Annotated in this window: 29 protein-coding genes; all 29 read left to right on the top strand. The window is 44.7% G+C overall.

Going from position 1 to position 22895, the window contains the following annotated elements; translation table 11 throughout:
• The first annotated feature begins 53 nt into the window (after positions 1–53).
• Positions 54–3575 (top strand): DNA-directed RNA polymerase subunit beta, encoded by a 3522-nt coding sequence (gene rpoB, locus NIE32_RS11920; protein ID WP_253077120.1) that lies wholly within the window; start codon positions 54–56, stop codon positions 3573–3575.
• Positions 3576–3734: 159 nt separating this feature from the next.
• Positions 3735–7361: a DNA-directed RNA polymerase subunit beta' gene (rpoC, locus tag NIE32_RS11915; protein WP_253077119.1), complete on the top strand. Its 3627-nt coding sequence runs from the start codon at positions 3735–3737 to the stop codon at positions 7359–7361.
• Positions 7362–7444: 83 nt separating this feature from the next.
• Entirely contained in the window at positions 7445–7696 is a 252-nt protein-coding gene (locus NIE32_RS11910) for a 50S ribosomal protein L7ae-like protein (protein WP_253077143.1), read from the top strand.
• A gap of 97 nt (positions 7697–7793) precedes the next feature.
• A complete protein-coding gene (rpsL, locus tag NIE32_RS11905; RefSeq protein WP_253077118.1) occupies positions 7794–8207 on the top strand; it encodes a 30S ribosomal protein S12 in 414 nt (137 codons plus the stop codon).
• 28 nt (positions 8208–8235) lie between these two features.
• On the top strand, positions 8236–8706 hold the full coding sequence (gene rpsG, locus NIE32_RS11900) for a 30S ribosomal protein S7 (RefSeq protein ID WP_023511460.1): 471 nt from the start codon (positions 8236–8238) through the stop codon (positions 8704–8706).
• Positions 8707–8733: 27 nt separating this feature from the next.
• Positions 8734–10812, top strand: coding sequence for an elongation factor G (gene fusA, locus NIE32_RS11895; RefSeq protein WP_253077117.1), 2079 nt, complete (start codon positions 8734–8736; stop codon positions 10810–10812).
• Positions 10813–10957: 145 nt separating this feature from the next.
• A complete protein-coding gene (tuf, locus tag NIE32_RS11890) occupies positions 10958–12145 on the top strand; it encodes an elongation factor Tu (RefSeq protein ID WP_253077116.1) in 1188 nt (395 codons plus the stop codon).
• Between the two features lie 293 nt (positions 12146–12438).
• On the top strand, positions 12439–12747 hold the full coding sequence (gene rpsJ / locus NIE32_RS11885; RefSeq protein ID WP_010024543.1) for a 30S ribosomal protein S10: 309 nt from the start codon (positions 12439–12441) through the stop codon (positions 12745–12747).
• A gap of 30 nt (positions 12748–12777) precedes the next feature.
• A complete protein-coding gene (gene rplC, locus NIE32_RS11880) occupies positions 12778–13416 on the top strand; it encodes a 50S ribosomal protein L3 (RefSeq protein ID WP_253077115.1) in 639 nt (212 codons plus the stop codon).
• 17 nt (positions 13417–13433) lie between these two features.
• Positions 13434–14057 (top strand): 50S ribosomal protein L4, encoded by a 624-nt coding sequence (rplD, locus tag NIE32_RS11875; protein WP_253077114.1) that lies wholly within the window; start codon positions 13434–13436, stop codon positions 14055–14057.
• Entirely contained in the window at positions 14057–14347 is a 291-nt protein-coding gene (gene rplW, locus NIE32_RS11870) for a 50S ribosomal protein L23 (protein WP_023511455.1), read from the top strand. Before rplD ends, rplW begins: the two co-directional genes overlap by 1 nt.
• Before the next feature lie 28 nt (positions 14348–14375).
• Positions 14376–15206, top strand: coding sequence for a 50S ribosomal protein L2 (rplB, locus tag NIE32_RS11865; protein ID WP_253077113.1), 831 nt, complete (start codon positions 14376–14378; stop codon positions 15204–15206).
• A gap of 37 nt (positions 15207–15243) precedes the next feature.
• Positions 15244–15525: a 30S ribosomal protein S19 gene (gene rpsS, locus NIE32_RS11860; protein WP_253077112.1), complete on the top strand. Its 282-nt coding sequence runs from the start codon at positions 15244–15246 to the stop codon at positions 15523–15525.
• Positions 15526–15542: 17 nt separating this feature from the next.
• Positions 15543–15884: a 50S ribosomal protein L22 gene (rplV, locus tag NIE32_RS11855; RefSeq protein WP_253077142.1), complete on the top strand. Its 342-nt coding sequence runs from the start codon at positions 15543–15545 to the stop codon at positions 15882–15884.
• A gap of 3 nt (positions 15885–15887) precedes the next feature.
• Complete coding sequence (gene rpsC, locus NIE32_RS11850) at positions 15888–16547, top strand: 30S ribosomal protein S3 (protein ID WP_253077111.1); 660 nt, start codon at positions 15888–15890, stop codon at positions 16545–16547.
• A gap of 2 nt (positions 16548–16549) precedes the next feature.
• Positions 16550–16984, top strand: a complete 435-nt coding sequence (gene rplP / locus NIE32_RS11845) for a 50S ribosomal protein L16 (protein WP_253077110.1) — start codon at positions 16550–16552, stop codon at positions 16982–16984.
• Positions 16974–17177 carry a 50S ribosomal protein L29 gene (gene rpmC, locus NIE32_RS11840; protein ID WP_023511449.1) on the top strand — a complete coding sequence of 68 codons (204 nt, stop codon included), beginning with the start codon at positions 16974–16976 and terminating at the stop codon, positions 17175–17177. The genes rplP and rpmC overlap by 11 nt, the downstream gene beginning before the upstream one ends.
• A 16-nt stretch (positions 17178–17193) precedes the next feature.
• Positions 17194–17466, top strand: a complete 273-nt coding sequence (gene rpsQ, locus NIE32_RS11835) for a 30S ribosomal protein S17 (protein WP_253077109.1) — start codon at positions 17194–17196, stop codon at positions 17464–17466.
• 40 nt (positions 17467–17506) lie between these two features.
• Positions 17507–17875 (top strand): 50S ribosomal protein L14, encoded by a 369-nt coding sequence (gene rplN / locus NIE32_RS11830; protein ID WP_253077108.1) that lies wholly within the window; start codon positions 17507–17509, stop codon positions 17873–17875.
• Positions 17876–17919: 44 nt separating this feature from the next.
• Entirely contained in the window at positions 17920–18228 is a 309-nt protein-coding gene (gene rplX, locus NIE32_RS11825) for a 50S ribosomal protein L24 (protein ID WP_253077141.1), read from the top strand.
• Positions 18229–18257: 29 nt separating this feature from the next.
• Positions 18258–18800 (top strand): 50S ribosomal protein L5, encoded by a 543-nt coding sequence (gene rplE, locus NIE32_RS11820; protein WP_253077107.1) that lies wholly within the window; start codon positions 18258–18260, stop codon positions 18798–18800.
• A gap of 20 nt (positions 18801–18820) precedes the next feature.
• Positions 18821–19006 (top strand): type Z 30S ribosomal protein S14, encoded by a 186-nt coding sequence (locus tag NIE32_RS11815; RefSeq protein ID WP_010024562.1) that lies wholly within the window; start codon positions 18821–18823, stop codon positions 19004–19006.
• A 33-nt stretch (positions 19007–19039) separates the two neighbouring features.
• Positions 19040–19438, top strand: a complete 399-nt coding sequence (rpsH, locus tag NIE32_RS11810; protein ID WP_253077106.1) for a 30S ribosomal protein S8 — start codon at positions 19040–19042, stop codon at positions 19436–19438.
• Between the two features lie 27 nt (positions 19439–19465).
• Positions 19466–20002, top strand: coding sequence for a 50S ribosomal protein L6 (rplF, locus tag NIE32_RS11805; protein ID WP_253077105.1), 537 nt, complete (start codon positions 19466–19468; stop codon positions 20000–20002).
• Positions 20003–20040: 38 nt separating this feature from the next.
• Positions 20041–20403: a 50S ribosomal protein L18 gene (gene rplR / locus NIE32_RS11800; protein WP_253077104.1), complete on the top strand. Its 363-nt coding sequence runs from the start codon at positions 20041–20043 to the stop codon at positions 20401–20403.
• 18 nt (positions 20404–20421) lie between these two features.
• Positions 20422–20922 (top strand): 30S ribosomal protein S5, encoded by a 501-nt coding sequence (gene rpsE, locus NIE32_RS11795; RefSeq protein ID WP_253077103.1) that lies wholly within the window; start codon positions 20422–20424, stop codon positions 20920–20922.
• A 13-nt stretch (positions 20923–20935) separates the two neighbouring features.
• Positions 20936–21124 carry a 50S ribosomal protein L30 gene (gene rpmD, locus NIE32_RS11790; protein ID WP_093674141.1) on the top strand — a complete coding sequence of 63 codons (189 nt, stop codon included), beginning with the start codon at positions 20936–20938 and terminating at the stop codon, positions 21122–21124.
• A 34-nt stretch (positions 21125–21158) separates the two neighbouring features.
• A complete protein-coding gene (rplO, locus tag NIE32_RS11785) occupies positions 21159–21599 on the top strand; it encodes a 50S ribosomal protein L15 (protein WP_253077102.1) in 441 nt (146 codons plus the stop codon).
• Positions 21599–22888, top strand: coding sequence for a preprotein translocase subunit SecY (gene secY, locus NIE32_RS11780; protein WP_253077101.1), 1290 nt, complete (start codon positions 21599–21601; stop codon positions 22886–22888). The genes rplO and secY overlap by 1 nt, the downstream gene beginning before the upstream one ends.
• Positions 22889–22895: the final 7 nt, after the last annotated feature.

Below are 22895 nucleotides of genomic sequence, written 5' to 3'. Positions count from 1 at the left end.
AGATGTTTGGTTTGCCGATTTTTTCAATATGCTTGATTTGAGGGGTGAAATAGTTGACAGGTCAACTCGTACAATACGGACGCCACCGCCAACGCAGGAGCTACGCTCGGATTAAAGAAGTGCTGGAACTCCCTAATCTTATTGAAATTCAGACCGCCTCCTATCAGTGGTTCCTTGACGAAGGAATCCGAGAAATGTTTCAGGATATTTCTCCGGTGGAAGATTTTACGGGAAATCTTATTTTGGAATTTGTTGACTATAGTTTGGGAGAACCAAAGTATTCAGTTGACGAATCGAAATCGCGTGACGTGACCTACGCTGCACCGCTCCGCGTTAAAGTTCGGCTAATCAATAAAGAGACTGGTGAAGTGAAAGAGCAGGAAGTCTTTATGGGCGATTTCCCTCTGATGACAGAGGCCGGAACGTTCATCATCAATGGTGCAGAACGTGTCATTGTATCTCAGCTCGTACGCTCTCCGAGTGTCTACTTTAACGATAAAGTCGATAAGAATGGAAAAAAAGGTTTTGGTGCGACGGTTATTCCTAACCGTGGTGCATGGCTTGAATATGAGACGGATGCAAAAGATGTCGTCTATGTGAGAATTGACCGTACAAGGAAAGTACCCGTAACGGTTCTTTTGCGTTCTCTTGGATTCAGCACGGATCAGGAGATTATTGATCTGCTCGGTGACGATGAGTATCTAAGAAACACTTTGGAGAAAGATAACACCGATAGCACGGACAAAGCACTCGTGGAAATTTACGAACGTCTGCGTCCGGGTGAACCGCCGACCGTTGAAAATGCGAAGAGTTTGCTTGAAGCACGTTTCTTCGATCCGAAACGTTATGATCTGGCAAACGTCGGTCGCTATAAAATGAATAAAAAGCTTCATATTAAAAACAGACTGTTTAATCAAAGACTTGCACAAAAACTCATTGATCCGGAAACGGGAGAAATTATTGCTGACGAAGGCACATTGCTCGACCGTCGGACACTTGATCGCCTATTGCCAACGATCGAGAAAAAATTAGGATTTGTTGACTATACACCTGCCGATGGTGTTATTGCTGGTCAAACGATTAAAGTTCAGAAAATTGATGTCTACTCACCTCTTGATGAAGATAAGGGGAAAGTTGTTAGCGTCATGGGCAACTGTGTGATTGACCGATCAATCAAACATATTACGCCTGCTGACATTTTGGCTTCAATTAACTATTTCTTTGATCTGCTTCATGGAATCGGCGACACAGATGACATCGATCATTTGGGTAACCGTCGTCTGCGTTCCGTTGGTGAATTGCTTCAAAATCAATTCCGCATTGGTTTGTCCCGAATGGAACGTGTGATTCGCGAACGTATGTCTATTCAGGATACGAACAGCATTACACCACAGGCATTGATCAACATTCGTCCGGTCATTGCATCGATTAAAGAATTCTTTGGTAGTTCACAGCTTTCACAGTTCATGGATCAGACGAACCCTCTGGCCGAATTGACGCATAAGAGAAGACTGTCTGCCCTTGGACCTGGTGGTTTGACAAGGGAACGTGCCGGTATGGAAGTGCGTGACGTTCACTACTCGCACTATGGACGTATGTGCCCAATTGAAACGCCAGAAGGTCCGAACATCGGCTTGATCAACTCACTGTCGAGTTATGCACGTGTGAATAAATACGGCTTTATTGAAACACCTTATCGTCGTGTTGATCCGGATACGGGCAAGGTAACTGAACATATCGATTACCTGACAGCTGATGAAGAAGATAACTACGTTGTTGCTCAGGCAAACGCGGAACTTAGTGATGACGGTGAATTCTTGGATGATCACATCCTTGCACGTTTCCGTAGTGAGAACTTAGTTGTTCATAAAGACCGCGTTGACTATATGGATGTGTCGCCTAAGCAAGTTGTTTCTGTCGCTTCTGCTTGTATTCCATTTTTGGCAAATGACGACTCCAACCGTGCGTTGATGGGTGCAAACATGCAGCGTCAGGCTGTTCCGCTCCTACGTCCGGAAGCACCGCTTGTTGGAACAGGTATGGAATATGTATCTGCTCGTGACTCTGGTGCTGCTATTCGTTCGAAGTTCCGTGGACGCGTTGACTACGTATCTGCACGGCAAATTAGAATCCGCACATTAGAAACGATTGATGGACGTGAAACCGAAGGCGATCTTATTTCTTATAAGCTCTCGAAGTTTGAACGTTCAAACCAAGGCATGTGCTACAATCAAAAACCGATTGTTGCAAAAGGCATGATCGTTGATAAAGGTGAAATTATCGCAGATGGTCCTTCGATGGATCAAGGTGAACTCGCATTAGGACGCAACGTTCTAGTTGGATTCATGACTTGGAACGGATATAACTATGAAGATGCCGTGATCATGAACGAAAGACTTGTAAAAGATGACGTATATACTTCTATTCATATTGAAGAATATGAATCTGATGCCCGCGATACAAAACTCGGACCGGAAGATATTACGCGTGACATTCCGAATGTCGGCGAAGATGCGCTGAAGAATTTGGATGATCGTGGTATTATTCGCGTCGGTGCTGAAGTGCGCGACGGTGATATCCTCGTTGGTAAGGTAACACCTAAGGGTGTAACGGAGCTCACTGCAGAAGAACGTTTGCTCCATGCGATATTCGGCGAAAAGGCGCGCGAAGTGCGTGATACCTCGCTGAAGGTGCCACATGGTGGTGGCGGTATTGTTCATGATGTTAAGATATTCACACGCGAGGCCGGCGATGAATTGCCACCAGGTGTCAATGAACTCGTCCGCGTGTATATTGTTCAGAAACGTAAGATTCATGAAGGAGATAAAATGGCCGGACGCCACGGAAATAAAGGTGTCATTTCCAAGATCCTTCCTGAAGAAGATATGCCATTCTTGCCAAGTGGACGTCCACTGGATATCATGCTTAACCCACTTGGGGTGCCTTCACGTATGAACATTGGTCAGGTTCTAGAACTTCACCTTGGTATGGCTGCTCGTGAAATGGGTATTCATATTGCAACACCGGTATTTGACGGTGCGCGAGAAGAAGATGTCTGGAGCACACTTGAAGAAGCCGGATTGTCACGAGACGGCAAGACCGTGCTTTACGATGGACGTACTGGTGAAGCGTTTGATAACCGTGTATCCGTCGGTGTCATGTATATGATCAAACTGGCACACATGGTTGACGACAAGTTGCATGCACGATCAACAGGCCCATACTCATTGGTTACTCAACAACCACTTGGTGGTAAAGCACAGTTCGGTGGTCAGCGTTTTGGTGAAATGGAAGTTTGGGCGCTTGAAGCCTACGGTGCAGCGCACACGCTTCAAGAAATCCTGACTGTTAAATCCGATGATGTTGTCGGTCGTGTGAAGACTTATGAATCTATTGTTAAAGGCGAAAACGTACCTGAACCAGGTGTACCTGAATCGTTCAAGGTACTGATTAAGGAACTTCAAAGCCTTGGTATGGATGTTAAGGTTCTCGATGCCGATCACTCTGAAATTGTCATCAAAGAACTTGAAGACGAAGAAGAGACATTGGATGACAGCCTGAACGTGCAAGTCTGAGTCTCTTTGAATCAACCTCTTATAGGGCGCAATGAGAAGGATTGAAGGACAAACGATGGTTCTCATAATCCTGTACTCACCGCCTAACATACAACAACTCGGTGAACTAAAGCGATGGCACTTATGCCAGACACTGAAAATATAAGGGAGGTTGCCCCCTTGCTGGATGTCAATAAATTTGAGTTTATGAAGATTGGTTTAGCGTCACCTGATAAAATCAGGTCCTGGTCTCATGGCGAAGTTAAGAAGCCGGAGACAATCAATTATCGAACATTGAAGCCAGAAAAGGACGGCCTATTCTGTGAGCGGATTTTTGGGCCGACCAAAGACTGGGAATGCCACTGCGGAAAGTACAAGCGCGTCAGATATAAGGGCGTCGTTTGCGACCGTTGCGGTGTTGAAGTAACACGTGCGAAAGTCCGTAGAGAGCGCATGGGTCATATTGAACTTGCAGCACCGGTTTCGCACATCTGGTATTTCAAAGGTATTCCAAGCCGTATGGGACTGCTGCTGGATATGTCCCCAAGAGCATTGGAAGAAGTCATTTATTTTGCATCATATGTCGTGACTGAACCTGGAGATACTCCGCTTGAGAAAAAGCAGCTGCTGTCTGAAAAGGAATACCGCAGCTACCGTGAAAAATACGGCAATGCGTTCAAAGCAGGCATGGGTGCAGAATCGATTAAAAAACTTCTTCAGGATGTTGATTTGGACAAAGAATCCGAAGCACTCCAAGAAGAACTAAAGAGTGTTCAAGGTCAAAGAAGGACACGCGCAGTAAAAAGGCTGGAAGTCATTGAAGCCTTCCGTGAATCCGGCAATGAACCGTCTTGGATGATCCTTGATGTACTTCCTGTTATTCCACCTGAACTGCGTCCAATGGTTCAGCTTGACGGTGGTCGATTCGCAACATCTGACCTTAATGACCTTTATCGAAGAGTCATCAACCGGAATAATCGTCTGAAAAGACTTCTTGAACTTGGTGCGCCAAGCATTATTGTTCAAAACGAAAAACGTATGTTGCAAGAAGCGGTCGATTCACTTATCGACAACGGCCGTCGTGGCCGTCCGGTTACCGGACCCGGTAACAGACCATTGAAATCCCTTTCGCATATGCTCAAGGGTAAACAAGGCCGCTTCCGCCAGAACCTATTGGGAAAACGTGTCGACTATTCAGGCCGTTCCGTTATCGCAGTTGGACCGACGATGCAAATGTATCAATGCGGTCTGCCAAAAGAAATGGCTCTGGAATTATTTAAACCATTTGTGATGAAGGAACTGGTTAGTCGAGGCATCGCAAATAACATTAAAAGTGCAAAGCGCAAAGTGGAGAAAATCCATGCAGACGTATGGGGCGTACTTGAAGATGTCATTAAAGAGCATCCGGTACTGCTGAACCGTGCGCCAACGCTTCACCGGTTAGGAATCCAAGCGTTCGAGCCGAGAATTGTAGAAGGTCGTGCGATCCGTCTTCACCCACTCGTTTGTACGGCATATAACGCCGACTTTGACGGTGACCAAATGGCTGTTCACGTACCACTTTCTGCTGAAGCCCAGGCAGAAGCACGTTTGCTGATGCTTGGTGCACAAAATATCCTGAACCCGAAGGATGGTAAGCCAATTGTTACGCCTTCTCAGGATATGGTGCTCGGTAACTACTATTTGACACTCGAACGTAAGGGTGCTGTTGGCGAAGGAAAGATTTTCAAAGACATTAATGAAGTGCTGCTCGCTTATTACAATGGCTACGTTCACTTACATTCACGCATTGCCATCCCTGCAGCTGCAACGCATAACCCGACGTTTACTGAAGAACAGAACAAGCAATATTTGCTAACAACGGCAGGTAAGCTGATTTTTAACCGTATTCTGCCACCAGCATTCCCATATATTAATGAACCGACGGATAAAAACCTTCAGGAAGCAACTCCTGATAAGTTCTTTGTCGCAATGGGTTCTGATATTCCTAAAGAAATTGCGGCTCGTGAAGAGATTCCGCCATTCAAGAAGGGCTATCTGGGACATATTATTGCTGAAGTCTTCAAGCGCTATAAAGTTACCGAAACATCTAAGTTCTTGGACCGTCTGAAGGCACTTGGATTCCAATATTCAACGAAAGCCGGTATTACAGTTGGTGTATCTGACGTTATCGTGCTTCCTGAGAAGAAAGAAATCCTTGATGAAGCTGAAGAAAATGTCCAGAAGGTAACAAAGCAGTTCCGTCGAGGCTTGATTACTGAAGATGAGCGTTATGAACGCGTTGTAGGTATTTGGAGCGATGCCAAGGATACAATCCAATCAAAACTGATGGATTCCCTGGTAAAGACCAACCCAATCTTTATGATGAGTGATTCCGGTGCCCGTGGTAACGCATCGAACTTTACACAGCTTGCCGGTATGCGTGGATTGATGGCCGATCCTTCTGGTCGTATCATCGAACTTCCAATTATCTCGAGTTTCCGTGAAGGGTTGACCGTGTTGGAATACTTTATTTCAACGCACGGTGCACGTAAAGGACTTGCCGATACGGCGCTGAAGACGGCAAACTCTGGTTACTTGACGAGACGTCTTGTAGACGTTGCTCAGGATGTTATTGTCCGCGAAGATGATTGTGGTACGGAACGTGGCATTGTTGTTCATGCGATCCGTGAAGGTAATGAAGAGATTGAAAGTCTGTACGATCGGCTTGTTGGACGTACAGCCAATCAGATCGTATACCATCCGGATACAGATGAAGTGCTTGTTGAGAAGAATCAGTTAATCACAGAAGATATTGCTTCAAGAATTGTTGAAGCTGGGATCACCGAAGTAGAAATCCGTACCGTATTTACTTGTGAAACGCGACACGGTGTCTGCAAGAAGTGCTACGGACGTAACCTGGCAACAGGTTCTGAAGTTGAAGTTGGCGAATCAGTGGGTATCATCGCCGCCCAATCAATTGGTGAACCAGGTACTCAGTTGACCATGCGTACCTTCCACACGGGTGGTGTGGCCGGAGATGATATCACACAAGGTCTCCCACGTATCCAAGAATTGTTCGAAGCTCGAAACCCGAAAGGGCAAGCGGTTATTTCGGAAATTGATGGTACGATAACTTCATTAACTGAATTGAAGGATAAACGTGAAATAGTAGTCAAAGGCGAAATGGAAACCAGAAACTATACTGTTCCGCTCAGTGCACGCATGAAGGTTGGCGAAGGCAATGAAATCAAAGCCGGCGAAGCATTTAACGAAGGTTCTATCGATCCAAAGGAACTGCTTCATGTAGTTGGCCTACAAGGTGTACAAAACTACTTGCTCCGTGAAGTACAAAAAGTTTACCGGATGCAAGGTGTGGAAATCGGCGATAAGCACGTTGAAGTTATGGTTCGTCAGATGATGGGCAAGATTCGTGTCATTGACAGCGGTGATACTTCCGTGTTGCCAGGTGCTCTTGTTGATATTCATCGCTTTAAGGATGACAACCGTGATGTCTTGCTTAAACGTAAAATGCCTGCAACCGGTCACCCGGTACTTCTTGGTATTACGAAAGCTGCGCTCGAGACAGATTCCTTCTTGTCTGCCGCTTCATTCCAGGAAACAACACGTGTATTGACGGATGCAGCGATTAAAGGCAAGGTTGATGAATTGCTCGGCTTGAAAGAAAATGTTATCATTGGTAAGTTGATTCCTGCAGGAACCGGTATGCCGAAGTACCGTAATGTTGTGGTTGAAGCAGAAGATGGTTCAGTTACAACAGAAACAAAGGCTCAACCAGAAGAAGCATTGATGAATCAAGAAAGTTGATTCTGCCATTGACAATAGTTAACGGCCGGTGCTATTATATCTGAGTGTTCTTTTACACTTGTTACTTTGGAGGATGTACGGTGATGTCTTATGATAAAGTGACACAATCAAAGAACGAAGTCATTATTGGCACGAAACAGGCAATTAAAGCTCTGAAAGAAAACCGAGTTAAAGAGGTTATCATAGCTGAAGATGCTGATGTTCGAGTCACCAATAAAGTACTGACACTTGCGGAAGAATTAAAAGTGCCTGTGAGCACGGTGGCCTCAATGAAAAAGTTAGGCCAGGCTTGCGGCATTGAAGTCGGAGCATCGGCTGTTGCGATAAAAAAATAATGTTTTTGCAAGAGCAATCTTGCAAAAACAATTTTTTGCGCGAGAAAAGAACCGCCTGGATCAGTGGGTTTAGAAATTTGAAAGGAGGAACAGGTAAATGCCTACAATTAATCAATTAATTCGTCAAGGACGCAAGTCTAAAATCAGAAAGTCTACGGCGCCTGCATTGAACAGAGGTTACAACAGTTTTAAGAAATCGTTGACTGATGATTTTGCTCCACAAAAGAGGGGCGTGTGCACCCGTGTCGGCACGATGACACCTAAGAAGCCAAACTCTGCGCTTCGTAAATATGCTCGTGTTCGTCTGTCAAATAACATTGAAGTCAATGCTTATATCCCGGGAATCGGCCACAATCTTCAGGAACACAGTGTTGTTCTGATTCGCGGCGGACGTGTGAAGGACCTCCCTGGTGTGCGTTATCATATTATCCGCGGTGCTTTGGATACGGCTAGTGTTGTTGACCGTAAGCAAGGCCGCTCGAAATACGGCGCAAAGAAACCTAAGGCTTAATCACTACTAACTGGGAGGAGGAATTAACATGCCTAGAAAAGGCCCTGTCGAAAGACGCGATGTACTGCCTGATCCGCTTTATAATTCCAAACTGGTCACTCGACTGATCAACCGGATTATGGAAGATGGAAAAAAGGGAAAGGCACAAACCATTCTCTATCAGGCATTTGATCTGATCAAAGAACGTACAAATCAGGAACCGATGGAAGTTTTTGAACAGGCACTTAAGAACGTTATGCCTGTACTCGAAGTAAAGGCACGCCGTGTTGGTGGATCTAACTACCAAGTGCCGGTTGAAGTTCGTCCGGAACGTCGGACAACGCTAGGACTTCGCTACTTAGTTAATTATTCAAGACTTCGTGGAGAAAAGACGATGGTTGAACGATTGGCTAATGAAATTATCGACGCATCCAACAATACCGGAGCATCGGTTAAGAAACGCGAAGATATGCATAAGATGGCTGAAGCCAACAAGGCTTTTGCTCACTATCGCTGGTAAGATTACTAATAGGAAGGAGAGAAAACCATGGCTAGGGAATTCTCCTTGGAAAAGACGCGCAATATCGGTATCATGGCGCACATTGATGCCGGCAAGACGACAACAACTGAGCGTATTCTCTTCTATTCAGGCCGTATCCATAAGATTGGTGAAACCCATGAAGGGGCTTCACAAATGGACTGGATGGACCAGGAAAAGGAACGCGGTATCACCATTACATCCGCGGCAACGACTGCGCAATGGAAGAACCATCGAATTAACATTATCGATACCCCAGGTCACGTGGACTTCACGGTTGAAGTAGAACGTTCACTTCGTGTACTTGATGGTGCGGTAACAGTTCTTGACGCACAATCCGGCGTTGAGCCTCAGACGGAAACCGTTTGGCGCCAAGCGACGACTTATGGCGTACCAAGAATCGTGTTTGTTAACAAGATGGATAAGATCGGCGCGAATTTCCTTTATTCTTGCAAGACTCTGCATGAACGCCTTCAAGCCAATGCTCACCCGATTCAGTTGCCAATGGGTGCTGAAGATAATTACCAGGGTGAAATTGACTTGGTCAACATGCAAGCTTATGTCTATGAAGATGATCAGGGTTCCATTGTAGATGCGGAAGAGATTCCTGCTGAATACAAGGAACAAGCCGAAGAATACCATGAAAAACTCATTGAAGCCGTTGCGGACGTTGATGATGAACTCATGGAAAAATACCTCAATGGTGAAGAAATTTCTGTAGAAGAATTGAAAGCAGCAATTCGTAAAGCGACTTGTGCTGTTAAATTCTATCCGGTACTTTGCGGTACGGCCTTTAAGAATAAAGGTGTACAACACGTATTGGATGCCTGCATTGATTATCTTCCTTCACCACTTGATGTCCCTGCAATTAAAGGTACGCTGCCGGATACAGGCGAAGAAGCATTGCGCCCAGCTGACGACAGTGCACCATTTGCAGCATTAGCATTTAAAGTTATGACAGACCCATTTGTTGGTAAGCTGACATTCTTCCGGGTATACTCAGGAACAATCGAAGCAGGTTCTTATGTACAGAACTCAACAAAGGATACACGTGAACGTATGGGACGTATTCTTCAGATGCACGCCAACCACCGTAGCGAAATCAAAAAGGTTTACTCCGGTGACATTGCGGCAGCTGTTGGTTTGAAGAATACAACAACCGGAGATACACTTTGCGATGAGGATCACCTCATTGTTCTTGAATCAATGGAATTCCCTGATCCGGTTATCCACGTTGCCATTGAACCAAAATCGAAAGCTGATCAGGATAAGATGGGTATTGCGCTTGCAAAACTGGCTGAAGAAGATCCAACCTTCAAAACGCATACAGATGAAGAAACAGGCCAAACCATTATCGGTGGTATGGGTGAACTTCACCTTGACATTATCGTTGACCGTATGCGCCGCGAGTTCAAAGTTGAAGCCAATGTAGGTAACCCACAGGTTGCTTACCGTGAAACGCTAACTAAGGCTGGCAGAGCTGAAGGTAAATTTATTCGTCAGTCCGGTGGTCGTGGACAATACGGTCACGTTTGGATTGAATTTGAACCTCAAAAAGAAGGCGAAGGATTCACATTCGAAAACAAGATCGTCGGTGGTGTTGTTCCTCGTGAATACATCCCAGCGGTTGAAGCAGGCTTGAAAGATGCATTGCAAAACGGTCTACTTGCCGGCTATCCGTTAATCGATGTGAAAGCTAGCCTTGTTGATGGATCCTATCATGATGTCGATTCCAGTGAAATGGCGTTCAAGATCGCTGCTTCAATGGCGCTGAAATCAGCGAAGAATGTCTGTGCTCCAGTTATTCTTGAACCGATCATGAAAGTAGAAGTCAGCATGCCTGAAGAATATTTGGGAGATATTATGGGTGATATTACAAGCCGTCGTGGACGTGTAGATGGTATGGAAGCACGTCAAGGCGTTCAAGTAGTTAGCGCTCATGTTCCACTGGCTGAAATGTTTGGCTATGCAACGAATCTTCGTTCAGCTACTCAGGGTCGCGGAACCTTCACGATGCAATTTGATCACTATGAAGAAGTACCGAAGAGTGTCAGTGAAGAAATTATCAAAAAGGCAACCGGCGAATAATTATTCGAATGGTTTGTCTGCCTGACAAATTCATTGTCACACTATATATTTTATTGTAAGCTAGGGGAGATGGCATAAGCTTGCCAACTTTCTTACTGCATATAAATTAAACTTTCTATTGAATTAAAGGAGGATAATACAATCCATGGCTAAAGAACATTATGAACGTACAAAACCGCATGTTAACATCGGTACAATTGGTCACGTCGACCACGGTAAAACAACACTGACGGCTGCTATTACAACCGTATTGGCAAAATCAGGTAAAGCACAAGCGCGCGCTTATGATTCTATCGATGGTGCACCAGAAGAACGTGAACGTGGTATCACGATTTCAACTGCACACGTTGAATATGAAACTGACAAACGTCACTATGCACACGTTGACTGCCCAGGACACGCTGACTATGTAAAGAACATGATCACAGGTGCTGCTCAGATGGACGGCGCTATCCTCGTTGTATCTGCTGTTGACGGCCCAATGCCACAAACTCGTGAACATATCCTTCTTGCTAACCAAGTAGGTGTGCCTGCGATCGTTGTCTTCTTGAACAAAACAGACCAAGTTGACGATCCAGAACTTCTTGAACTCGTTGAAATGGAAGTTCGTGACCTTCTTAGCGAATACGACTACCCAGGCGACGATGTTCCTGTAATCAAGGGTTCTGCTTTGAAAGCATTGCAAGGCGATCCTGAAGAAGAAAAACACATTCTCGAATTGATGGATGCAGTTGACGAATACATCCCAACTCCAGTTCGTGAAAACGACAAGCCATTCATGATGCCTGTCGAAGACGTATTCTCGATCACAGGTCGTGGTACTGTTGCTACTGGCCGTGTTGAACGTGGCCAAGTTAAGATCGGCGACGAAGTTGAAATTCTTGGTTTGACAGATGCTCCTAAGAAATCCACTGTAACGGGCGTTGAAATGTTCCGTAAAACTTTGGACTTTGCAGAAGCCGGCGACAACATCGGCGCATTGCTCCGTGGTGTTGACCGTGAAGGCGTTGAACGTGGCCAGGTTTTGATTAAACCAGGTACCGTAACTGCCCACAAGAAATTCAAAGCTCAAGTTTACGTTTTGAAAAAAGAAGAAGGTGGACGTCATACTCCATTCTTCACTAACTACCGCCCACAGTTCTACTTCAGAACAACTGACGTTACTGGCACCATTACTCTTCCAGAAGGAACTGAAATGGTAATGCCTGGTGACAACGTTGAAATGGACGTTGATCTGCTTGCACCGATCGCTATCGAACAGGGAACAAAATTCTCTATTCGTGAAGGTGGACGTACAGTAGGCGCTGGTTCCGTATCTGAAATCGTTGAATAATTAGTCAATGAAAAGAGCTCTCTTCGGAGAGCTCTTTTTTTATGGCTATTATAAATTCTATTTTTCATTTGATCTTTTATGAAAAACTCTTTATAATGTAACAGTCACTGAAAAAAGTGGTGGTTCGCCTTGCTTTGTACCTAGATTTTAGGTATAATGGTGTAGTTGGTTTTTTGGCAATGATGCGGAAGGTTGCAGATACACCCGGCTCCTTTGCCAAGGCGGGCTATCTGGAAATTTTCGTGGAGCAAGTCTATTTTTGAAAAATGGACGAAAAAAGGAGGGAATACAACATGGCAAAGCAAAAGATTCGCATTCGTTTAAAGGCATATGATCACCGTATTTTGGATCAATCCGCTGAAAAGATTGTGGAAACGGCAAAGCGCTCAGGTGCAAAGGTTTCAGGGCCGATTCCACTTCCTACAGAAAAATCGATTTATACGATTTTGCGTGCGGTACACAAATACAAAGATTCACGTGAACAATTCGAAATGCGTACGCACAAACGCTTAGTTGATATTGTTGAGCCTACACCTCAAACGGTCGATTCACTCATGAGATTGGATCTTCCTTCAGGTGTCGACATTGAAATCAAATTATAATTTATTTAGAGCAAATAGGAGGTGTTACGGATGAGTAAAGGAATCTTAGGCAAGAAGATCGGCATGACTCAGATTTTTGCTGAAAACGGTGATGTGATTCCTGTTACGGTTGTCGATGTATCCGACAATGTCGTTCTTCAAAAGAAGACGGTTGAGACGGATGGATACGAAGCTGTACAGATCGGTTTTGATAATGCAAAAGCTTCTCGAATTACCAAACCGGCAAAGGGACACGCTGAAAAAGCAAAAGCCGAACCTAAGCGCTTCATTAAAGAACTCCGTAATGTAAATTTAGATGACTATGAATTGGGTAAAGAAGTAACTGCTGATACTTTTAAAGCTGGAGACGTTGTTGACGTTACCGGTACTTCAAAAGGTAAAGGATACCAAGGCCCAATTAAGAGAAACAATCAATCTCGCGGACCGATGACGCACGGTTCTCGTTACCACCGTCGTCCTGGTTCCATGGGTGTTATTGATCCAGCACATACTTTTAAAGGTAAAAAGCTGGCAGGACGCATGGGCGGAGAAACGGTTACGGTTGAAAATCTCGTCATTGCTAAAGTTGATCCGGAACGTAAATTGATTCTCGTTAGAGGCAATGTCCCGGGCGCTAAGAAGAGCTATATTGTTATCAAATCTGCACTCAAAGCAAAAGAAGCTAAATAAGAAGGGAGGATGCTTCCATGCCAAAATTAACTGTATTTGATCAAAAAGGCGCTGAAGTTGGAGCTGTTGAACTGGCTGACGCTGTATTCGGCATTGAACCTAACGAACATGTTGTCTACCAAGCGGTTGTTATGCAACAGGCTTCTCTTCGCCAAGGAACACATGCTGTAAAAAATCGTTCTGCTGTACGTGGCGGTGGCCGCAAACCGTGGAAACAAAAAGGAACAGGCCGTGCACGTCAAGGTTCTATCCGTTCACCACAGTGGGTTGGCGGTGGTACCGTATTCGGACCTACTCCACGCAGCTATGCTTATAAACTGCCTAAGAAAGTACGTAGACTTGCAATTAAATCTGTACTTTCAGGCAAAGCCGGAGATAATGATCTGATTGTATTGGACACATTGAAGATCGAAGCTCCGAAAACAAAAGAAATTGTCGCTTTACTGAATAACCTGTCTGTGTCAGACAAGGCACTGATTGTCACAAATAATGTTGACCAAACAGCTGTATTGTCATCCCGCAACATCCCTGGCGTGAAGGTGCTTGCTGCGAACGAAGTCAATGTACTTGACGTTGTTGCACATAACAAACTGATCGTCACCAAAGAAGCTGCGGCAAAGCTTGAGGAGGTGCTTGGATAATGAAAGATCCTCGCGATATTATAAAGCGCCCCGTGCTGACTGAACGTACAACTGATCAGATGGCAGACAAGAAATACACTTTTGACGTTGATACGAAGGCAAATAAGTCTGAGATCAAACGTGCGGTAGAAGCCATCTTTGATGTTAAAGTCGTTAAAGTCAATACGTTGAACGTAAAAGGTAAACCGAAACGTTACGGCCGCTATTCAGGCTATACAAATAACCGCAAGAAAGCCATTGTTACTTTGACGCCGGAAAGTAAAGAACTTAACTTTTACGAAGGCGAATAAGGAATATTAAAGAAGGAGGTTACTGATCGTGCCACTTAAAAAGTACAAACCGACATCCAACGGTCGTAGAAATATGACATCATTGGATTTCGCGGAAATCACTACAGATACGCCGGAAAAATCGTTGTTGACGTCGCTCCCGAAAAAGGCCGGCCGAAACAATCAAGGTAAGTTAACGGTTCGCCACCAAGGCGGCGGCCACAAACGTCAATATCGTGTTATTGACTTCAAACGGAATAAGGATGGCGTACCTGGTCGCATCGCAACGATCGAATACGATCCAAACCGTACGGCAAACATCGCACTTGTTCACTATGTGGATGGAGAAAAACGTTATATTCTTGCACCAAAAGGTCTTAAAGTGGGTACAGAAATCATGTCAGGCGTCGACGCCGACATCAAAGTCGGAAATGCACTTCCTCTGAAGAACATTCCGGTAGGTACCACGATTCATAACATCGAACTGAAACCAGGAAAAGGCGGACAACTCGTGCGTTCTGCAGGAACGTCTGCACAGATCCTTGGTAAAGAAGGAAAGTACGTACTGATTCGTCTTGTATCTGGTGAAGTACGTATGATTCTCGAAACTTGCCGTGCGACAATCGGTCAGGTCGGCAACTTGGAACACGAACTTGTTTCTGTTGGTAAAGCCGGCCGTTCACGTTGGAAAGGCGTTCGCCCGACCGTCCGTGGTTCTGTAATGAACCCGAATGATCACCCACATGGTGGTGGTGAAGGTAAGGCTCCAGTTGGACGTAAGTCGCCAATGTCTCCATGGGGCAAGCCAACGATGGGTTACAAGACACGTAGCAAGAAGAATGCTTCTGAACAATTTATCATTAGACACCGCAAGAAATAATCGCGAATAAATAGTTTATTTGGAAGGAGGCCTACACATGAGCCGAAGCCTGAAGAAAGGCCCTTTTGTCGATGGACACCTGATGACAAAAGTCGTTGCCATGAATGAAAAGGACGAAAAAAGAGTCGTAAAGACTTGGTCCCGCAGATCGACCATTTTCCCTGAATTTATCGGCCATACCATTGCCGTGTATGACGGACGCAAGCATGTGCCGGTATACGTTACGGAAGACATGGTAGGACATAAACTTGGAGAATTCGCCCCGACAAGAACTTATCGTGGACACATTTCATCCGATAAGAAAACGAGTGCACGCTAACGAAAGGAGGAACTATGATGCAAGCAAAAGCTGTCGCTAAACAAATTCGTATTGCTCCTCGTAAGGCGCGTCTTGTTATTGATCTTATCAGGGGCAAGGACGTCGGTTATGCTATGGCTGTGTTAAAGAATACACAGAGATCAGCATCACCGATCATTGAAAAGGTTTTGAAATCCGCTATCGCTAATGCGGAACATAATTACGATATGGATGCAGAAACATTGTATGTTGAAAAGGCGTTTGTTGATGAAGGAGCTACTTTGAAACGCTTCCGTCCTCGCGCACAAGGTCGCGCAAGCAAGATCAACAAACGGACCAGCCACATTACAATCGTTGTATCAGAAAAGAAGGAGGGATAACGCGTGGGTCAAAAAATTAATCCTATTGGATTTAGAATCGGTGTCATTCGCGATTGGGAATCCAAATGGTATGCTGATAAAGAATATGCGGAATATCTTCACGAAGATATCAAAATCCGTCAATATATCGAAAAGAAGCTGAAAGACGCTGCTGTTTCTGGTATTGAACTGGAACGTGCTGCGAACCGGATTAACGTAACCATTCGGACGGCGAAACCGGGTATGGTCATTGGTAAAGGCGGCTCTGAAGTTGAAAACCTTCGAAAAGCTCTGAACGATCTTACTGGTAAACGTGTCCACGTTAATATTTTTGAAATTAAGCAAGCTGATCTTGATGCGAAACTCGTTGCTGAAAATATTGCTCGCCAGCTTGAAGGCCGTGTCTCTTGGAGACGTGCTCAGAAGCAAACGTTGCAAAGAGCAATGCGTGCAGGTGCCAAAGGTATCAAAACACAATGTGCCGGACGCCTTGGTGGCGCAGACATGGCGCGTACAGAGGATTACAGTGAAGGAACTGTTCCGCTTCATACTTTGCGTGCCGACATTGACTACGGTACAGCAGAAGCTGATACCACATATGGCAAGATTGGTGTTAAAGTATGGATTTATCGCGGAGAAGTCCTTCCGACGAAAGGAACGACAAATAAGGAAGGAGGCAAATAATTATGTTAATGCCTAAACGTACAAAGTATCGTAGACAACACCGTGGTAGAATGCGTGGCCAAACTAAGGGCGGCGCTTCGGTAACTTTCGGTGAATACGGACTGCAGGCTCTTGAATCCGCATGGATCACGAGCCGTCAGATTGAAGCAGCACGTATTGCAATGACACGTTTTATGAAGCGTGGCGGTAAGGTTTGGATTAAAATTTTCCCGCAAAAATCATACACAAAGAAACCTCTTGATGTCCGAATGGGTTCCGGTAAAGGTGCTCCAGAAGGATGGGTGGCTGTTGTGAAACCCGGCCGTGTGCTTTTTGAAGTCGGTGGCATTAGTGAAGAAGTGGCAAACGAAGCATTAAGACTAGCTAGCCACAAATTGCCTATTAAAACGAAAATCGTGAAACGCGAAGAAGTGGGTGGTGACGCAAATGAAGGCTGAGGAAATTCGTAATTTGACCACTGCTGAAGTTGAAGAAAACGTCAAGTCTTTGAAGGAAGAATTATTTAATCTGCGTTTCCAGCTCGCTACCGGACAATTGGAAAATCCGGCCCGCATTCGTGAAGTCCGCAAATCCATTGCTCGCGCAAAAACGATTTTGCGTGAACGTGAATTGAATGTTCAAAACGGCTGAGAAGGAGGTTATCTGAATGGCAGAAGAAACACGCAAGAACGCGCGCAAAGTTCTGGTTGGCCGTGTTGTCTCAGACAAAATGGATAAGACCATTACTGTACTCGTTGAGACTTATAAGAACCACCGTCTCTATGGAAAGCACGTTAAGTATTCCAAGAGATTCAAAGCGCATGATGAAAATAATCAAGCAAAAGTCGGCGATATCGTAGAAATCATTGAAACTCGCCCACTTTCTAAAGATAAACGTTTTCGTCTTGTAAAAATCGTTGAGGAATCCGTTATTATCTGATCGTCGGACATGTCCGTAGATCGAAGGGAGGTTGCACTTTATGATTCAACAGGAAAGCCGTTTGAAAGTAGCCGATAACTCAGGTGCTCGTGAAGTCCTGACTATTAAGGTTTTGGGTGGATCCGGTCGCAAGACTGCTAATATCGGTGATGTTATTGTTGCTTCGGTCAAACAAGCAACACCAGGTGGCGTTGTTAAGAAAGGCGAAGTTGTAAAAGCTGTTGTTGTTCGTACAAAACATGGTGTAAGACGTGTTGATGGTTCTTATATTCGTTTTGACGAGAACGCTGTTGTCTTAATCAAAGAAGACAAAAGCCCTCGCGGCACGCGTATCTTTGGGCCAGTTGCCCGTGAATTGCGTGACGGACAATTTATGAAAATCGTTTCTCTTGCACCGGAAGTATTGTGATTCTGAATGGTTAGGAAAAGGAGGTGGCATTTAACATGGCAAAACTGCATGTGAAAAAAGGCGACAAGGTTCAAGTCATTTCCGGTAAGGATAAAGGCAAACAAGGTGTGATCCTTGCAGCGTTTCCGGCAAAGGAACGTGTGCTCGTTGAAGGTGTAAACATCGTCAAAAAGCATTCAAAACCAAGCCAGGCAGCTCCGCAAGGCGGCATCCTCGAACACGAGGCGCCAATTCACGTATCAAATGTTATGCTGCTTGACCCAAAAACAAACGAACCTACACGCGTAGGTCACAAAATAGTAGACGGAAAAAAAGTACGTGTTTCTAAAAAATCAGGCGAAGTCATCGAATGATCTGATTGTCTGTGAAAGGAGGTAAACACATGAGCCGATTCAAAGAAAAGTATGAAAAGGAAGTTGTTCCGGCTTTAATTGAAAAGTTTAACTATACATCTGTAATGCAGGTCCCAGCCATCCAAAAGGTAGTCATCAATATGGGTGTTGGCGAAGCAGTTCAGAACTCTAAGGTTCTGGATAGCGCTGTTGAAGATCTGACTGCATTATCCGGTCAGAAACCAGTGATTACTCGCGCAAAGAAATCCATCGCTGCATTTAAACTTCGTGAAGGTGTTGCGATTGGTGCAAAAGTTACACTAAGGAAAGAACGTATGTATGATTTCCTTGACAAGCTGGTTACAGTTGCTCTCCCTCGCGTGCGTGACTTCCGCGGTGTCTCAAAGAAAGCATTTGACGGCCGAGGTAACTATACGCTGGGTATCCGCGAACAATTGATTTTCCCTGAAATTGATTATGATAAAGTCGATAAAGTACGCGGTATGGATATCGTTATTGTAACGTCAGCAAACACTGATGAAGAAGCAGCTGAATTACTGACATTGCTAGGCATGCCGTTCGTTAAAAAATAATCGCAAGGAGGATATGAATTTTGGCAAAAAAATCAATGCTTGTTTCGTCACATCGCCCAAAAAAATTCAAAGTGCAGGAATACACACGCTGTGAACGCTGCGGACGTCCTCATTCGGTTCTTAGGAAATTCAAATTATGCAGAATTTGTTTTCGCGAACTTGCCTATAAAGGACAAATCCCAGGTGTTAAAAAAGCTAGCTGGTAAAATTTTATGTGATAGGGAAGGAGGTCGTTTTGCATGGTCATGACAGATCCGATTGCAGATATGTTGACCCGCATTCGTAATGCCAATATTGTTCGCCACGAACAAATTGAACTGCCAGGTTCCAGAATTAAGAAGGAAATCGCTGAAATTCTGAAACGCGAAGGATTTATCAAAGATGTAGAATACATTGAAGACAACAAACAAGGTGTGCTTCGTCTGATCCTCAAATACGGCGGCAATAAGGAACGGGTAATTTCCGGATTGAAGAGAATCAGTAAACCAGGTCTTCGCGTTTATGCGAAAGCCGATGAGGTACCTAAGGTTCTCGGTGGTCTTGGTATCGCACTAGTTTCAACGTCAAAAGGTGTTATTACGGATAAAGAAGCACGTCAACAAAAAGTTGGCGGAGAAGTACTCGCATACATTTGGTAATAAGCAAACAAGAATGGAGGTGTCCTAATGTCTCGTATAGGTTTAAGACCGACAGCCATTCCTGATGGTGTAACGGTTACGATTGACGGCCAGACTGTAACAGTCAAAGGACCTAAAGGTGAATTATCCCGGAAGTTCCATCCGGATATGATCATAAAGCAAGAAAACAATGAAGTTAAAGTTGAAAGACCAGATGATTCAAACCAACATCGTGCCCTTCACGGTACGACAAGTAGTTTGATTAGCAATATGGTTGAAGGTGTGACTAAGGGATTCGTTAAGAATCTTGAACTTGTCGGCGTAGGTTACCGTGCTAACAAACAGGGTAAGAACCTTGTATTGAATGTCGGCTACTCTCACCCGGTAGAAATCGTTCCTGAAGAAGGAATTGAATTAGCTGTTGAAGGAAACAACAAGGTGTCTGTTTCTGGAATTGACAAACAGCGTGTCGGCGAAGTTGCCGCAAATATTCGTTCCGTACGTGCACCAGAGCCTTACAAAGGCAAGGGTATTCGCTATGAAGGCGAAAAGGTACGTCGCAAGGAAGGTAAAACAGGTAAGTAATAGATTTCAATTTCTACTAGAAAGGAGCGACAAACTGTATGATTTCCAAAAAAGACAAGAACGCGCTTCGTCAAAAAAGACATCTTCATGTACGCCACCGCATCGTGGGTACAGCAGAACGTCCACGTTTGAACGTATTCCGCTCTTCCAAGAATATTTATGCGCAGTTGATTGATGATGCAAAGGGTGTAACGCTCGTTGCCTCTTCATCGATTGACAAAGCATTTGATCTTGAAAAAGGTAGCGACGTTGCCGCAGCTAAAAAAGTTGGCGCAATGATCGGTGAACGTGCTTTGGAAAAAGGAATTGACACGGTTGTTTTTGACCGTAGTGGTTATATTTATCACGGACGTGTAAAGGCTGTAGCTGAAGGCGCCCGAGAAGCAGGACTTAAATTTTAAGGTTAAGGAGGGGAATCCATGGCTAATAATGATCGCAATAAATCAGAATTTGAAGAACGCGTCGTAACAATCAACCGCGTGGCGAAAGTAGTTAAAGGCGGACGCAGATTCCGTTTTTCAGCGCTGGTTGTTGTCGGCGACAAAAAAGGTAATGTAGGTTATGGACAGGGTAAGGCTCACGAAGTACCTGAAGCCATTCGTAAGGCGATTGAGGATGCGAAGAAGAACGTATTTAATGTTCCGATCGTTAACACAACCATTCCTCACCAAGTAACAGGCCATGCAGGATCAGGTAGCGTATTGCTGAAACCGGCATCCGAAGGTACTGGAATTATTGCTGGCGGTCCTGTCCGCGCCGTACTCGAATTGTCTGGACTCGGTGACATTCTTTCGAAGTCATTGGGATCGAACAATCCGATTAACATGGTTCGTGCAACAGTTGAAGGACTGCAAAGCCTGAAACGTGTTGAACATGTAGCTAAGCTGCGTGGCAAATCAGTGGAAGAACTGCTCGGATAAGGAGGGAACAGGATTGGCTAAAAAATTGGAAATTACCCTCAAACATAGTGTGATCGGACGTCCTGAATCACAACGCGTGACGGTAAGAACGCTTGGCTTGAGAAAGACTTACCAAACTGTTGTGCAGGATGATAATCCGGCCATTCGCGGTATGATCAACAAGGTCTCCCACCTTTTGGCTGTACGCGAATTGAATGATTGATTTCGAATCAAACTGAGAATAAGGAGGTGCCAAGATGAAACTCCATGAATTGAAACCAGCTGAAGGTTCCCGTTTTGCTCGTAAAAGAGTAGGACGCGGCTATGGTTCAGGACTTGGCAAAACATCTGGTCGAGGACAAAAAGGACAAAAAGCTCGTTCGGGCGGTAAGGTACGTCTCGGATTTGAAGGCGGACAGATGCCATTGCTGCAGAAACTGCCTAAGAAGGGCTTCAAGAACCCGACGCGCAAAATTTACGCTGTTATTAATGTTGAAAAGCTGAACCGTTTTGAAAATGGAACAGAAATTACTCCGGAATTGCTGCTTGAAACACGTGTGATCCGGAAATTGAATGACGGTGTTAAAGTTCTTGGTGAAGGCAAGCTTGAAGCAAAACTGACAGTTAAGGCACATAAATTTTCTGCTTCTGCCAAAGAAGCGATTGAAGCTGCCGGCGGAAACATTGAGGTGATTTGATGTTTCAAGTGCTTTCCAGTATGTGGCGAGAGGCCGAAATTCGCCGAAAAATAGTATTCACATTGCTTATGCTCATTATATTTCGGATCGGGACATTCATTCCCGTTCCGGATATTAATACAGAGCTGATCAAATTCAGTGATTCAAGTGCCTTTGGCTTGTTTAACACTTTTGGTGGCGGTGCACTAGAGAACTTTTCAATTTTCTCTATGGGTATTATGCCTTACATTACCGCATCAATTATTGTTCAGTTGTTACAGATGGATGTAGTTCCTAAGCTTACTGAATGGTCTAAACAAGGAGAAATGGGAAGGCGCAAACTGAATCAGCTGACTAGGTATGGGACGATCATTCTCGGATTTATCGAAGCAGTGGGTCTTTCATACGCGTTCAGTAACAATTATCAAGGGTTGGTAAGTAACCCAACCATCTGGACCTTTCTGATCATTGCATTGGTACTGACAACTGGTACGGCTTTTCTCGTATGGCTGGGTGATCAGATTACCGCTTACGGCGTAGGAAACGGCATTTCCATTATTATCTTTGCAGGAATTATTGCCCGAATCCCTACTGCTGTTGGCCAAATTTATGCTCAGCGGTTTGCGTCGTCAACCAACACATTTATGGAAGTACTTGGATTGCTCGCCATTGTCGTTGTTGTCCTGCTTATTATTGTCGGAACTATTTTCGTTCAACAAGGGTCTCGAAAAATTCCGATTCAATATGCAAAACGGACAATCGGTACGAAGACATACAGTGTGGAACCGACGCACTTACCAATCAAGGTTAATGCTGCCGGAGTTATCCCTGTGATCTTCGCGATCTCATTGATGATCACGCCGCCAACGATTGCCCGTTTCTTTCCGCAAAATAATGTGACTGCGTGGATTATCCGCGTATTCGATTACTCTACGGTTTACGGGATGATCATCTATGCGGTACTGATCATTGCCTTTACCTATTTCTACACGTTTGTTCAGGTTAACCCTGAAAAGATGGCGAAAAATCTTGGTGAACAAGGCGGCTATATTCCGGGAATACGTCCAGGTAAGAGCACGGAGCAATACATTACCAAGATTCTTTATCGCTTGACTTTCCTTGGTGCCATTTTCCTTGCAGTGATCTCACTGCTCCCGATTGTCTTTGGTGAAATGGGAAGCCTTCCTGCGAGTGCAAGAATCGGCGGAACCAGCTTACTCATCGTTGTCGGGGTTGCGTTGGATACCATGAAACGTATTGAAAGCCAGTTGATCAAGAAGAACTATCAAGGCTTTATCAGAAAAAGGTAAGGCACTG

Origin of the sequence: Sporolactobacillus kofuensis, from assembly GCF_024125425.1 — a bacterium.
GTDB classification, from domain to species: Bacteria; Bacillota; Bacilli; order Bacillales; family Sporolactobacillaceae; genus Sporolactobacillus; species Sporolactobacillus kofuensis.
The sequence above is the reverse complement of the archived record's forward strand: the minus strand, read 5'-3'. Positions and strand labels throughout refer to the sequence as shown.

Excerpts from the sequence above, each read along its gene's own strand:
- secY (WP_253077101.1), top strand. The coding sequence starts at position 21,599 with ATGTTTCAAGTGCTTTCCAGTATGTGGCGAGAGGCCGAAATTCGCCGA.
- rpsJ (WP_010024543.1), top strand. The coding sequence starts at position 12,439 with ATGGCAAAGCAAAAGATTCGCATTCGTTTAAAGGCATATGATCACCGT.
- rpsE (WP_253077103.1), top strand. The coding sequence starts at position 20,422 with ATGGCTAATAATGATCGCAATAAATCAGAATTTGAAGAACGCGTCGTA.
- rpsQ (WP_253077109.1), top strand. The coding sequence starts at position 17,194 with ATGGCAGAAGAAACACGCAAGAACGCGCGCAAAGTTCTGGTTGGCCGT.
- rplN (WP_253077108.1), top strand. The coding sequence starts at position 17,507 with ATGATTCAACAGGAAAGCCGTTTGAAAGTAGCCGATAACTCAGGTGCT.
- rpsG (WP_023511460.1), top strand. The coding sequence starts at position 8,236 with ATGCCTAGAAAAGGCCCTGTCGAAAGACGCGATGTACTGCCTGATCCG.
- rpsH (WP_253077106.1), top strand. The coding sequence starts at position 19,040 with ATGGTCATGACAGATCCGATTGCAGATATGTTGACCCGCATTCGTAAT.
- rplR (WP_253077104.1), top strand. The coding sequence starts at position 20,041 with ATGATTTCCAAAAAAGACAAGAACGCGCTTCGTCAAAAAAGACATCTT.
- rplP (WP_253077110.1), top strand. The coding sequence starts at position 16,550 with ATGTTAATGCCTAAACGTACAAAGTATCGTAGACAACACCGTGGTAGA.
- rplF (WP_253077105.1), top strand. The coding sequence starts at position 19,466 with ATGTCTCGTATAGGTTTAAGACCGACAGCCATTCCTGATGGTGTAACG.
- rplO (WP_253077102.1), top strand. The coding sequence starts at position 21,159 with ATGAAACTCCATGAATTGAAACCAGCTGAAGGTTCCCGTTTTGCTCGT.
- rpsL (WP_253077118.1), top strand. The coding sequence starts at position 7,794 with ATGCCTACAATTAATCAATTAATTCGTCAAGGACGCAAGTCTAAAATC.
- NIE32_RS11910 (WP_253077143.1), top strand. The coding sequence starts at position 7,445 with ATGTCTTATGATAAAGTGACACAATCAAAGAACGAAGTCATTATTGGC.
- rplV (WP_253077142.1), top strand. The coding sequence starts at position 15,543 with ATGCAAGCAAAAGCTGTCGCTAAACAAATTCGTATTGCTCCTCGTAAG.
- rplC (WP_253077115.1), top strand. The coding sequence starts at position 12,778 with ATGAGTAAAGGAATCTTAGGCAAGAAGATCGGCATGACTCAGATTTTT.
- rplD (WP_253077114.1), top strand. The coding sequence starts at position 13,434 with ATGCCAAAATTAACTGTATTTGATCAAAAAGGCGCTGAAGTTGGAGCT.
- rpsS (WP_253077112.1), top strand. The coding sequence starts at position 15,244 with ATGAGCCGAAGCCTGAAGAAAGGCCCTTTTGTCGATGGACACCTGATG.
- rplW (WP_023511455.1), top strand. The coding sequence starts at position 14,057 with ATGAAAGATCCTCGCGATATTATAAAGCGCCCCGTGCTGACTGAACGT.
- rplE (WP_253077107.1), top strand. The coding sequence starts at position 18,258 with ATGAGCCGATTCAAAGAAAAGTATGAAAAGGAAGTTGTTCCGGCTTTA.
- tuf (WP_253077116.1), top strand. The coding sequence starts at position 10,958 with ATGGCTAAAGAACATTATGAACGTACAAAACCGCATGTTAACATCGGT.
- rpmC (WP_023511449.1), top strand. The coding sequence starts at position 16,974 with ATGAAGGCTGAGGAAATTCGTAATTTGACCACTGCTGAAGTTGAAGAA.
- fusA (WP_253077117.1), top strand. The coding sequence starts at position 8,734 with ATGGCTAGGGAATTCTCCTTGGAAAAGACGCGCAATATCGGTATCATG.